This is a genomic window from Rhodanobacter umsongensis (assembly GCF_042654965.1).
Lineage (GTDB): Bacteria > Pseudomonadota > Gammaproteobacteria > Xanthomonadales > Rhodanobacteraceae > Rhodanobacter > Rhodanobacter umsongensis.
In genome coordinates, this window is sequence record NZ_JBHSMK010000009.1 from 825,309 (window position 1) to 838,090 (window position 12,782).

Consider the following 12,782-nt stretch of genomic DNA (forward strand, 5'->3'; position numbering starts at 1 on the left):
GCTACCATGCGCGACAGCGCCAGCCGGCGCCTGACGTGAAGGAACACTCGTGAGCGAACACTCCAAACGCAAAGCCATCCGCCGCGCGGTGAAGGCGCCGGTGGCGGAAACCCGCGACCTGCTGCACGGCGATGGCGAACTCAAGCCGGGCCGCGGCATGATCACCAGCATCCTCGCGCTGTCGCTGGGCTTCCTGTGCCTGCTGGCGGTGCTGGCGTTCCACTTTCCGCAGTACCTGACCACGCCGGACCTGCGCCACAAGTATTCGATCGACGTGCTGCGCCAGCTGCTGCTGGTCGCGCTGCTGGTGGCCGGCGGCATCTCGCTGGGCAATCTGATCCTCAACCGCCAGCGCAACCTCAACATCGTGGCGTTCGTGCTGGTGATCGCAGCGGTGGCACTGGGCGGCTCGCGCGTGCCGGTGGGCGAGTTCCCCGATCACACGCCGTACCTGGGGCTGGACTGGTTCATCCTGGACCTGCTCGGCTCCACGCTGATCTTCGTGGTGATCGAAAAACTGTTTCCGCTGTACCGCGGCCAGGCGATCTTCCGCAAAGAATGGCAGACCGACCTGAAGCATTTCGCGGTAAACCATTTCATCGTGGGGCTGGCGTTGCTGACGGTGAATTTCTTGCTGCACCACCTGTTCGGCTGGCTGGTCAGCAGCCACTTCCAGCAGGCCGTGCAGCACATTCCGTTCCTGCCGCAGCTGCTGCTGTGCGTGCTGGTGGCCGACCTGGCGCAGTACTGGACCCATCGCGCATATCACGAGGTGCCGTTCCTGTGGCGCTTCCACGCGGTGCACCACAGCGTGAAAACGATGGACTGGCTGGCCGGTTCGCGCCAGCACATGCTGGAGCTGGTCTTCACCCGCGTATGCGTGCTGGCGCCGCTGTACATCCTCGGCTTCAGCGAGGCGGCGATGAACGGCTACATCCTGATCGTGGGTTTCCAGGCGGTGTTCAACCACGCCAACGTGCATCTGCCGTGGGGGCCGCTGAAGTACCTGCTCGTGACGCCGGACTTCCACCACTGGCACCACGCCTCCGACGACGAGGCGATCGACAGGAACTATGCGGCGCACTACGCGTTTCTCGACTACCTGTTCGGCACCGCGGTGAAATCGAAGAACAAGTTCCCTGCGCGCTATGGCGTCGTCGGCGATTACATGCCGGACGGCTTCATCAGGCAGCAGCTGTTTCCGTTTCGCGGCAATACGACGCCCACCGAGCCGCCGCCGCAGGGCTAATGCCGGGCCGAACTGGGCGGAGCCGGCGAACTGACGCTGGTGGAGGGCGCGGGCAGCAGGCCAGCCGGCGGCAATGCGGCACTGCCGGCAACGGCCGGCAGGCCGACGGAGCGATCGAGCAGCGGTGCCACCGGCGTGAGCGGGACCTCGTGTTTCTCGATCAGGGTGATCACCGGCTTGTCCCACGTCCCGGTTACCCGGTAGCGCGCACTGGCGGCCTTGTTCAGGCCCCGGCCGAGCAGGCCCTGCACCGCGAAGCCGGCGGCCGCGCCGATCGGGCCGCCGACCACCGCGCCTACCAATGGCAGGCTGTTGCCGACGTGCGGCACCACCCGCATCTCCTGATCGTAATCGTGGGCGCGCAGGCCGGTGCGCCCGCTGATGCTGATGTTGGCCGAGGAGCCGGCGATCAGCAGGTTGTCGGTGGTGGCATTGCCGCCGGCCAGATGGAAGTCGCCGGCGATCGAATCGAACGCCAGCCCCTTGCCGAACACGTCGCCGAAATCCAGGGTGAGCCGGCGCGGCAGCTCGGCCAGCGAAACCAGCCCGAGCAGCCGTCCGACGCCCGGCGAGGTCGCCTCGGGGATGCGGCCGTCGCTGACGTGGATGCTGAGGGTGCCATCCATGATGGTGGCCAGAGACAATGCGCTGGGCCCGCCGGGCCAGCTGGCGTCGAGCTGGTCATGCGTCTTGCCGCCGTTGACCAGGCCGTCGAAGCCGAACGCGCCCAGCATCGCACCGAGATCCTCGGCCGCGAAACTGATCCTCATGTGGGTTTGGCTGTTGCGGGCGCTGCCGTTCCAGTCGCCGCTGGCATTGATTTGCACGCGACTTGAAAGCGCGCGCAGTTGCTCGATGTGCAGCCCGTTGGGGGTGGGCCAGGTTTCCAATCTCGCCTCGCCGAGCTTGGCGTCACCCAGGCGCAGGTCGCCCACCCACAGATGGAACGGCGGCAACGCCGCCGGATTGATGCCGGTATTGGCGGGGTCGGTGGCGGGAGCGACAGCCGTGGCAGCGGAGCTGACGGCGGCCTTGCCCGGATGGCCGCTGGCGGGCGGGGTCGGATCCTTCGGCCAGTGCAGCCGCTGCAGCCGTGCGGTGACGCCGCGCTTGCCCAGGTCCACCGTTGGCACGCTGAAGTTGCCGGCCATTGCGGGACCCTCCGCGTCGATGCTCAGCACATCAGGCTGCGGTTTGGCGCGCAGGTTCAGCGGCCCCATCGGGCGACCGAACCAGCCAGCCTGATCGGTGCTGACGTCGATGCTTTCCAGCCCGGGACCATCGCCGCCACTGCCGCCCACGACGCGCTGCACCCAGCCGGTGACGTCGAGCTGGCTGGCGTGGCCGCGGATGCGCAGGTCGCGTGGCGGCAGCATGTCCGGCATCTGGTTGCCGAAGGCCAGCGTGGCGGCCAGCGGCCGCTGCGGCCCATCGGAGAGGCGCAGGCGTCCACGCATCACCTCGCCCAGCGCCACGTGCAGGTCGCTGCCGCCGATCGGCAGGCTCATCGTCAAGTGCAAGGGAAGGCTGGTGGCCACCGGCTTGTCCAGCGGGGCCGGCAGCGCCAGCGCGATCCCGCTCAGCGGCGAGTCGACGCTGAGGGTCTGCGCCAGCGCGTTGCTGCCGGGCGCGTGGGCGATGGTGAACCCGATATCGAAATCGCTGCGCCCGTCGGCGAGCTGGCCCAGCCAATGCAGCGACGGGTAGTCCTGCACCAGTTCGGCCATCGCGTAACTGCCCCGCAGCTGCGCCGACAACACCGTGGCTGGATCGCTGTTGGCCGCCGCAATCGCCATCTGCAAACGCGACGGCTGGCCGCGAAAGGTGGCGTCGAGCGGACCGACCTGCAGGCCATGCGCATCGAAGCGCAGCGGGCCGGTGAGTTTGTCGAGCTTGAGGTTCCAGTCCGGCGCGACGAGGTCGGCGCCCTGCAGTTGCGCGGTGCCTTGCAGCTGCATGTCCTCGACCTTCTTCAACGGCAGGCCCAGATGAAACGCGAACGTGCCACTGCCACCCAGATTCAGCTTGGCCAGGGTATCGGCCTCGCGCAGGGCGATCGGGCTCTTGCGTGCGAACTCCAGCAGTCCGCTGCCGCTGCCGCTGCCCTGCACATTCAGATCGAGCAGGCCGCCGCCGAAGTCCGGGATCAGCGCCACCGCCTTGCCCACCGTCACGCCGAGCGACTGGCCGCCGCTGGCTTCGACCAGCATGCCGTTGTTGACGAAGCTGGCCACCGCGTCGATGCCGGAAGCGCGAGGCCAGCCCGTGCCGTAATCGAGGGCCAGGTTGCTGAGCGCCACGCGCGCTTCAAAACGTCCTTCGTTGTGGCGGAATGGCCAGTCGGCCATGTCGCCGCGCAGCAGCACCTGCGCCTGGTCGAGATGGCCCGCCACCAGTGCCCGGTCAAGCCAGGCGATGGTGCCAGGCGACATCGAACCAAGCGGCCAGAACAGCTTGGCCGCAGGCACGTCGGCGTGATCCAGCGCGGCGTACATGTCCACGAACGGAGCGCCGCCCTGCGCCGGCAGCGTCACTTCCCCGCGAGCTTGGCCAGCGTAGCCGGTGCCGACGAAATCCAGCGCATCGACGCCGATGTGCCGGTTGCCGTCCTGCATCCAGAACGCCAGCGTGCCTCCCAGCCTCGACAACACGAAGGGCTGACGGAACTCGTGCGGAAACTGCAGCGTAAGGGCTTGTGGCGGCAGCTCCAGCGACAGCGCCTCGGCGTCGCCGCGCAGCTCGCCGCTGACACCGCTCACGCCGGGCAGCTTGCCGACCGGCTCGATGCCCAGGTCGGCGAAGGACACCTCCAGCGACTGCAATCCGGTAGCCCGGTTCCAGCGCAGTGCGACCCGGCTCAGCTCCCCGTACGGATGCCCACCGCCCAGCCACTGCCCCAACGCCGGCGACAGCGCCGGCTGCAGCGCCAGCCATGGCAGCAGCGGCGCCAGCTGCAGCTTGCGCGCGGCAACACCCGCGCTGGCCTGCGGGCTGCCGGGCTGGTGCAGGCTCAGCGCCAGCGCGCTGCCGTCGTCGCCGGCCCAGCGCACGTCATAGCCATCGCCGGTCTTGCGCACGCCGGCCAACCCGTGCAGGGCCGCCACCTGAGCTCGGCCTCCGGAGGCCGAGCTCACCGCCAGCGTATCCAGATCGAACCTGATCAGGCTGCGGCCCAGCTTGCCGTCGCGCCAGTCGAGCCAGACGCTCACCTGCCCGCTGCCATGGCTGGCCGTATAGCCGTCCATGTCGATGCCATCGAGCAACGGCTTCAGTTGAGCGCCGTCGATGCCGATCCACAGCTGGCCGCTGCGGCCTCCCTGGCGAAAGCGGCCGGCAGTGCGCACGGTCGCGGCGACACCTTCACGCTGCAGCAGGCCGGCAAAGCGGATCTGTTCGCCCTGCCGGCTGAGCCGCAATTGCCGCGACAGCAAGGCGTAGTGCCTGCCCAGTGTGGCGTCGTCGACCACCACGCGAAGATCCTCCAGCCACAGGCCGAGCGACAGCGGCCCCAGCGACAGCGGCTGGCGGTTCGCGCCGCCCGCCATCCCGATGCCGTTGACATGCCAGCCACCAGCGTCGTGCCGCACATCCAGCTGGAGCCCGCGCACGTGCAGGTTGAGCACGTGCCGCGACGGCAACAACCAGCCACCGAAGTCGAGTTTCAGCTCGGCCTCGGGAATGCGCAGCGCGGTGCCGCCTGCACCGGCGGCGCCGATAGTCACGCCACGCATCACGAACAGCGGCCCGGATGCCGTACGACGCGCCTCGACGGACGCGAGGCCGACCGGCCGCTGCAGGCGCTGGCTGAGCTGCGCCGCCAGCCACGCCGGGTGCTGCGCCAGCAACGGCAGCAGCAACTGGCTCAACGCCATCAGCACGGCGAGCAGAATCACCGTGCTTCCGGCGATCCAGCCCACAGCGCGGGCGCAACGATGCAGCCGCCGCTGCCACAACGCGTTCACGCGCGACGATCCAGGCCGGATGTGCAGCAGCCTGATTTACAACAACACGACATCAAACTGTTCCTGCGAATAATGCTCTTCGGCCTGAAAGCGTATGCTTTTGGAGATGAACTCTTCCAGTTCGGCCACCGCGCCGGACTCTTCCTCCAGGATGCGGTTGACCACGGCCGGGTTCGCCATCACCAGCAGCTTCTGCGCGTTGAACTGGCGCACCGCCCGGGTGATCTCGCGAAAAATCTCGTAGGTCACCGTTTCGGCGGTCTTCAGCACGCCGCGGCCGTTGCAGGCGGGGCACGGCTCGCACAGCTGGCGGGCCAGGCTTTCGGTGGTGCGCTTGCGGGTCATCTCGACCAGGCCCAGCGCCGACATCGGGTACACCGTGGTCTTGGCGTGGTCGCGCGCCAGGCCCTTGCCGAGCATGCGCAGTACCTGGCGCTTGTGTTCCTCATCGCTCATGTCGATGAAGTCGATGATGATGATGCCGCCCAGGTTGCGCAGTCGCAGCTGGCGCGCCGCGGCCTGCGCTGCCTCCAGGTTGGTGCGGTAGACGGTTTCCTCCAGGTTGCGCGTGCCCAGGTAGGCGCCGGTGTTGACGTCGATCGTGGTCATCGCCTCGGTCTGGTCGACGATCAGGTAGCCGCCGGACTTCAACGGCACTTCCTTCTTCAGCGCGCGCTGCATTTCGTCCTCGACGCCGTAAAGGTCGAAGATCGGGCGCTCGCCGTCGTAGTGCTCAACGCGGTCGTCCAGCTGCGGCATGAACTTGTGCACGAACTTGACCACTTTCTCGTAGGTCGCGCGCGAATCCACCCGAACCTTCTCGATGTCGTCGTTGAGCATGTCGCGCAGGCTGCGCAGCGGCAGCGACAATTCCTCGTAGACGCGCTCGCCCGTCTTCGCCTTGGCGATGTTCTCCTGCACTACTCGCCACACCTTGGTGAGGTAGGCCACGTCGAAGGCCAGCGACTCGGCGCTCTGGCCCTCGGCATTGGTGCGCACGATGTAGCCAAGCGGGGTATCGCCGATCAGCGGGTTCAGCACGTCCTTCAGCCGCTGGCGCTCGGCCTCGTCCTCGATCCGCGCGGAAATGCCCAGCGTGCGCGCATACGGCAACAACACCAGATAGCGCGAGGGGATCGACAGGTGCGCCGACAGCCGCGCCCCCTTGGTGCTGATCGGGTCCTTCACCACCTGCACCACGATCTCCTGGCCCTCGTGCACCAGTTCGCTGATCGAGGGAATGTGGCCGTTGCCATTGGACTCGGCGCCCTCGGCGGCCGGCGGACGCACGATGTCGGAGGCGTGCAGGAACGCCGCGCGCTCCAGCCCGATCTCCACGAATACCGCCTGCATGCCGGGCATCACCCGCTGCACCCGCCCCTTGTAGACGTTGCCGACATAGCCTCGACGGGACGCCCGCTCGACATGCACCTCCTGCAGCATGCCGTTCTCGACCACCCCGACCCGGGTCTCGCGCGGGGTCACGTTGATCAGTATTTCTTCACTCACCGCATACTCCCCAGATTGACCATCTTTATAGCGGCTGCGGGCGCAACCTGTCGATGAAGCATTTTGGAAGAACCGCATTCACTGCCCCGGATCACAAAGTCCTGCCCGCTGCGGCCCCGGACGCGACCAGTTCCATGGCGCACCGCGGTATCGTGGCCATGGCGGACGATACGGGAGCCGGCGCATGACCACCGAGATTCTATTGGCCTGGAGCGGCGGCAAGGACTGCCTGATGGCGCTGCAGCGCCTTCGGGCCGACCCGCAATGGCGGGTGGTCGGCCTGCTCACCACGGTCAACCGCAATTACCAGCGCATCGCCATGCACGGCGTGCAACGCGAGGTACTGCTGGCGCAGACCGCCGCGCTCGGGCTGCCGCTGGTCGAGGTGATGCTGGACTGGCCCGGCAGCAACGAGGCCTACGAGGCGGCCCACGCACAGGCGCTGGTCGAGGCGCGGATGCGCTGGCCGGGTATCCGCCATTGCGCATTCGGCGACCTGTTCCTGGAGGACGTGCGCGACTACCGCGTGCGCCAGCTCGGCCGCGAGAACTGGCGCGCGGTGTTTCCGCTGTGGGGCGAGGACACCGCAGCACTATCGCGACGCTTCGTCGCGGAGGGCCATCGCGCGATGCTGTGCTGCGTCGACACCCAGCAGCTCGACGCCGAGTATTGTGGCCGCGCCTACGATGCCGCCCTGCTCGATACCTTGCCGGCCGGCGTCGATCCCTGCGGCGAACGCGGCGAATTCCACACCTTGAGTCATGCCGGCCCGCTGTTCCGCCATCCGCTGAAGCTGCGGCGCGGCGAATCGGTGTTGCGCGACGGGCGTTTCCAGTTCACCGATTTCCTGCTGGACGACCATGCCGCGAAAAGTTGACCGCCACGTCCTGCCCGATGTGCTGCAGCCCGGCCTCGCGCTGGTGTTCTGCGGCACCGCCGCCGGCAAGCGCTCCGCCGCCGAACGCGCCTACTACGCCCATCCCGGCAATCTGTTCTGGCGCGCACTGTTCGAAGCCGGACTGACTCCGCGCCTGTTCGCGCCGGCGGAGTTCCTGCTGCTGCCGGAATACGGTATCGGCCTCACCGACCTGGCCAAGCGCCACAGCGGCAACGACAACGAGCTGCCGCGCGATGCGTTCGACGTGCCGGCCCTGCTCGCCAAGATTGAACGCCACCAGCCGCGCCTGCTCGCGTTCACCAGCAAGAACGCGGCACGTGCCGCGCTGGGCCATGCGGCCCACTACGGTTTGCAGGACGAAGTCATCGGCAGCACGCGGTTGTTCGTGCTGCCGTCGCCTTCGGGTCAGGCGCGCGGCCATTGGACCTCCCGGCCATGGCTGGCGCTGGGTCAGCTGTACCGCTCCGTCGGCGGGACTTCCACGGGTTCCTGACCGCGATTCAGTCGATCGGCGTATGCCGATACTGGCTGACGTCCTCCGGCCGCACCACCGACGCCTGGTTGGTCCATGCGCGACGGATGTAGCTGGCCACCGCGGACACCTCGCTGTCGCTCAGCTGCTGGGCAAACGGCGGCATGGAGTACGGTCGCGGGTTGGCGGCGGTGACCGGGGCGAAGCCGCCGAGCAGAATCATGCGGGTGGCGTTGATGCCGCTCGGCTCGGTTACCGAGGAGTTGCCGTCCAGCGGCGGATACACCCCGGCGACGCCCTCGCCGTTCTTGCCATGGCATTCCGCGCAGTGCCGGGTATAGACCTTCCCGCCCTGCTGCACGATGGCCTTCGCATTGAACAACTGGGTGTCCGGCACCGTCGGCGCACGCGGCGGCAGTGAATGCAGATAGGCGGCAACCGCATGCAGGTCGTCGTTCGTCATGTGCTGGGTGCTGCTGGCGATCACGCCGGCCATCGGGCCGAACGCCACACCCTTGGCCGACTGGCCCGTTTTCAGCAGGTCGACGATGTCCTGCTCGCCCCAGCCCTGCAGGCCGCCGTTCCGCTGCGTGCTCAGATCCGGTGCGTACCAGTTCTGCATCGGAATCTGGCCCCCGGTGAGATGCTGGTCGCCGGCGGTGCCGCCGAGCGAATCGCGCGCGGCATGGCATTCATTGCAGTGGCCAAGGCCCTGCACCAAATAGGCCCCGCGATTCCACTGCGGCGACTGCGCCGGATCGGGCTTGAACTCCCCTTCCCTGAAATACAGCGCACGCCACGCCGCCAGGCTCTTGCGCACGCTGTAAGGAAACGCCAGCGACGGCGCGGTGGCGGGCTGATGGATCGGCGGCAACGATTGCAGGTAGGCAAAGATGGCCAGCGCGTCATCGTGATTCACCTTGGTGTAGGAGGTATACGAAAACGCCGGGTACAACAGTTCGCCGTGCCGCCCCTTGCCGGCATGCAGCGCCTGCCAGAAATCCTCGAAGCTCCAGTCGCCCAGGCCGGTTTCGCGATCAGGGGTGATGTTGGGCACAGGGATGTTGCCGAACGGCGTGGCCAGCGAGCGCCCGCCGGCGAAGCGCGCGCCGCCCTGCGTGGTATGGCAACCAGCGCAGTCGCCGACGAGGGTCAGGTACGTGCCCTTGGCGATCAGGCCCGGGTCCTGCAGCGTCGCGGCCGTGACCTTGCTGGCGGAGGGGGATGTCGGCGTACTGCCGCGACCGCCCAGCAGTATCCAGCCCAGCAACAGCGCGGCCAGCACGACGACCAGCAACAACCACCAGCGCAACTTTCTCATGGCGTGTCTCCGGTGACACCCAGCACGCCGCAGCGCAGCGGCGGCGTCACCGAGCCGGCCGCCTGAGCATGCGTGTCGGCCGGCAACTGGCGACTGGCCAGCGAGGCCGCCACCGCCGTGATGTCCGAATCACTCAGCCGGTTGGCCACCAACGCCATGCAATCGGGTGCCACCGTGCTGCGGGTATGCGTGCGCCACGAGCCCAGCTGGGCGCTGATGTAGTCATACGGCAGCCCGACCAGGCCGGGCGTGGACGGCTCCACCCCGGTGAGCTGGCTGCCATGGCAACTGGCACACGCGGGAATCTTGCGTGCCGGATCACCCTTGCTGACCAGTTGCTCGCCGCGTTGCAACGTGGCCGCGGAGACTGCCGGCAAGGGCGAACGGCTGTAAGGCACCTGCTGTGCGGCGAAGTATTCGGCGATTTCCCTCATGTAAGCGGGGCTCAGCTGGCGCACGGTGTACTCCATCGGTGCGTACTTGCGCAGGCCGTTCTGGAAATCCTGCATCTGCCGGGCCAGATAGGCCGCTGGCTTGCCGGCCAGACGAGGGAAGTACCCGCTGCCCGGTATGCCCTCGCCATGCACGCCGTGGCAGGTGGTGCAGGCGGCGATACGCTGTTGCAGGGTGTCGGGAATCGGCGGTGAATCGGCGGCGTGCACGGTCGCGCCAGACAGCATGGCGACACCCAGCAATACCGCGGCGATCGGCTTGGCAGGAGACAGATGTTCGTTCGTGTTCATCCGCCGATTATAGGCGTCCGCGGCAGCCCCCTCCGATTGGACTTGGCGCTAAGCTGATGCGTCGCGACAACATGCCACATCCGTCGAATCCGGGGGTCACCGTGAGCCGTTCAGCCGTCTGTCTCGCCGCACTCGTCACCGCGCTGGTGGCGGTTCCGGCGATTGCCGCCGATGTATTGCCACCCGCCGCCTATGCATCGATCTCCCAGCTGCAGCAACGCATGGACGCCGGCACGCTCGACAGCCGACAGCTGACCCAGCAACTCCTCGAACGCATCCAGCAGATCGATCGATCCGGCCCGGCGTTGCATGCGGTGATCGAGACGAACCCCGATGCGCTGAAGCTGGCCGGCGCGCTCGATGACGCGCGCCATGGCGCAGGGTCACGCAGCCCGCTGTACGGCATCCCGGTCTTGCTCAAGGACAACATCGACACCGGCGACCGCATGCTCACCACCGCCGGTTCGCTGGCGCTGGCCGATGCGCCGGCGCCGCGCGACGCCGGGCTGGTCGAGCGGCTGCGCAAGGCCGGTGCGCTGATCCTGGGCAAGACCAACCTCAGCGAATGGGCCAACTTCCGCTCCAACCACGCCAGCAGCGGCTGGAGCGGGCGTGGCGGGCAGACCCGAAATCCCTATGTGCTGGACCGCAACCCGTGCGGTTCCAGCGCCGGCTCCGCGGCGGCGGTGGCGGCCGGATTGGTTACCGCGGCGATCGGCAGCGAGACCGATGGCTCGATCATCTGCCCCGCCGCAATGAACGGCATCGTCGGGATCAAGCCCACGCTGGGGCTGGTCAGCCGCAGCGGCATCGTGCCTATCAGCCACAGCCAGGACACCGCCGGCCCGATGGCGCGCAGCGTGGCCGACGCCGCCGCCCTGCTCAGCGTGATCGCCGGCAGCGACCCGCGCGACCCGGCCACCGCCGAGGCGGACAGGCACGCCACCGACTACCGCCGCTTCCTTGACCCGAACGGACTGAAGGGCAAGCGCATCGGCGTCGTGCGCCAGCTGGCCGGCGCCGAACCGAATGCCGATCGCGTACTCGATCAGTCGATCGCACTGATGAAGGCGCAGGGCGCGATCATCGTCGACCCCGTCGTGCTGCCGCACCTGGCGGAACTCGGCAAGCCGGAAATCACTGTATTGCTGTACGACTTCAAGCACGACATCAATACCTATCTGGCCAGCCGCAGCGGCCTCAAGGTGAAGACGCTGGCCGACCTGATCGCGTTCAACCAGACGCATGCCGAGACCGAGATGGCCTGGTTCGGCCAGGAGCTGTTCGAGCAGGCGCAGAAGAAGGGGCCGCTCGGCGACAAGGCCTATGCCAGCGCGCTCGCCAAGGCGAAGCGGCTGTCCGGCCCGCAGGGCATAGACGCCGCCTTGAAGGCGCAACACCTGGATGCCTTGCTGGCGCCGTCGTGGGGACCGGCCTTCATGACCGATCCGGTGCTCGGCGACCACATCGTCAGCGGGGATCCCACCGTCGGCGGCGCCTCGCAGCCGGCGGCCGTGGCCGGGTATCCGTCGATCGCCGTACCAGCCGGCTTTGCCCACGGCCTGCCGGTGGGCATCGTGCTGTTCGGCGCGAAGTGGAGCGAGCCGACGCTGATCTCGATCGCCTATGGCTTCGAGCAACACGCCAAGGCATGGCAGCCGCCGCAGTTCCTCGACACGGTCGGCGGCAAGCCGGTGGCCGCCTTGCGGCAACGCTAGTGCAGGTAGACCGTCGGTCCCAGCACCGCCGCGAATGCCAGCGTCATCACTACGCCGGCGGCAACGATGGCGTGCTGGCGGCCGATCACGAAATCGCGCGGGGGCTGATCGCAGCGGCGGAAATAGGCCACGTTGAACAGTCCCGCCGTACCGCCAAACGATGAAGCGATCGCCGACATCAGGGTGATCGCGATACCCAACGGATTGAACAGGCTGACCAGCAAGGCCGACACACCGCCGATCAGGTAGATCGTCATCGCGATCTTCCACTGGGTGCGGCGGGCCTGCTCGCCACCTCCGAGCATTGCGATCATCATGCGTATGGCCCGGCGAACCACCGCGATATAGACGTACAAGCCCACAGCGAACATGGCGCCTCGCCACAGCCATGGCCACGGCAGCGGGCCGATGCCGCCACCCACATCCGGCCCCCAGTCGCCGAGGTTGGATACGCCGGAAAACATCCAGTAGCCCGCGGCCACCATGCCTTTCACGGTGAACACGATCCACAGCGCCAGCCTCGGCAGCGGCCGTTTCATCCGCCCCCAGGCGAGGTAGGCCAGTGTTGCCAGGATCACGTCCACAGCCGTGCCGGCCATCGCGACGATGCGCCTGTCCCAGCTTCCCGTAGCGGGGCATTCGACGTAATAGGCGCCGAGTTCGCTGGGCCGGTAGCCACTGGCGACGCAGGCAAGCGCGTGCCCCATCAGCTCATGCGCCATGGTCAGCAAGGGCAACAGCAGCAGCACCAGCCCTGCCAGTGTCCAGAGATCGACGCGCGGCGCCGCAAGGTTCTTCCCGGTCACTGTTCGATGCTCCCCTTCGGAAGGGCCGATCCTCACCCATCCGGCACCTGCACTCCAGTGCAACGTGCCAGTGATCGGCCATGACATCCGTCATGGCCGATCAC

At 67.6% G+C, this 12,782-nt stretch carries 9 protein-coding genes; 4 read left to right on the top strand and 5 right to left on the bottom strand.

Annotated elements, in window-relative coordinates; translation table 11 throughout:
- Window positions 1–49 precede the first annotated feature (49 nt).
- Entirely contained in the window at window positions 50–1,249 is a 1,200-nt protein-coding gene (locus ACFPME_RS16430; protein WP_377306755.1) for a sterol desaturase family protein, read from the top strand.
- Here the strand turns inward: ACFPME_RS16430 and ACFPME_RS16435 are convergent.
- Window positions 1,246–5,211 carry a YhdP family protein gene (locus ACFPME_RS16435; RefSeq protein ID WP_377306756.1) on the bottom strand — a complete coding sequence of 1,322 codons (3,966 nt, stop codon included), beginning with the start codon at window positions 5,209–5,211 and terminating at the stop codon, window positions 1,246–1,248. The genes ACFPME_RS16430 and ACFPME_RS16435 overlap by 4 nt on opposite strands.
- A gap of 36 nt (window positions 5,212–5,247) precedes the next feature.
- Complete coding sequence (rng, locus tag ACFPME_RS16440) at window positions 5,248–6,720, bottom strand: ribonuclease G (RefSeq protein ID WP_377306757.1); 1,473 nt, start codon at window positions 6,718–6,720, stop codon at window positions 5,248–5,250.
- 184 nt (window positions 6,721–6,904) lie between these two features.
- On the opposite strand from rng, the gene ACFPME_RS16445 reads away from it, so the two are divergent.
- Together ACFPME_RS16445 and ACFPME_RS16450 are read left to right on the top strand one after the other, a co-directional pair.
- Window positions 6,905–7,597 carry a Dph6-related ATP pyrophosphatase gene (locus ACFPME_RS16445; RefSeq protein WP_377306758.1) on the top strand — a complete coding sequence of 231 codons (693 nt, stop codon included), beginning with the start codon at window positions 6,905–6,907 and terminating at the stop codon, window positions 7,595–7,597.
- Complete coding sequence (locus ACFPME_RS16450) at window positions 7,581–8,111, top strand: mismatch-specific DNA-glycosylase (RefSeq protein WP_377306759.1); 531 nt, start codon at window positions 7,581–7,583, stop codon at window positions 8,109–8,111. Before ACFPME_RS16445 ends, ACFPME_RS16450 begins: the two co-directional genes overlap by 17 nt.
- Before the next feature lie 7 nt (window positions 8,112–8,118).
- On the opposite strand, the gene ACFPME_RS16455 is transcribed toward ACFPME_RS16450, so the two are convergent.
- Together ACFPME_RS16455 and ACFPME_RS16460 are read right to left on the bottom strand one after the other, a co-directional pair.
- Entirely contained in the window at window positions 8,119–9,411 is a 1,293-nt protein-coding gene (locus ACFPME_RS16455; protein WP_377306760.1) for a c-type cytochrome, read from the bottom strand.
- A complete protein-coding gene (locus ACFPME_RS16460) occupies window positions 9,408–10,154 on the bottom strand; it encodes a c-type cytochrome (protein ID WP_377306761.1) in 747 nt (248 codons plus the stop codon). Before ACFPME_RS16460 ends, ACFPME_RS16455 begins: the two co-directional genes overlap by 4 nt.
- A gap of 101 nt (window positions 10,155–10,255) precedes the next feature.
- Here ACFPME_RS16460 and ACFPME_RS16465 point away from each other — a divergent pair, with 101 nt between their 5' ends.
- The gene (locus tag ACFPME_RS16465) at window positions 10,256–11,872 is read left to right on the top strand and encodes an amidase (RefSeq protein ID WP_377306762.1); all 1,617 of its coding nucleotides are present in this window, start codon (window positions 10,256–10,258) and stop codon (window positions 11,870–11,872) included.
- Here ACFPME_RS16465 and ACFPME_RS16470 read toward each other — a convergent pair.
- Entirely contained in the window at window positions 11,869–12,678 is an 810-nt protein-coding gene (locus tag ACFPME_RS16470) for a hypothetical protein (RefSeq protein WP_377306763.1), read from the bottom strand. The genes ACFPME_RS16465 and ACFPME_RS16470 overlap by 4 nt on opposite strands.
- Window positions 12,679–12,782: the final 104 nt, after the last annotated feature.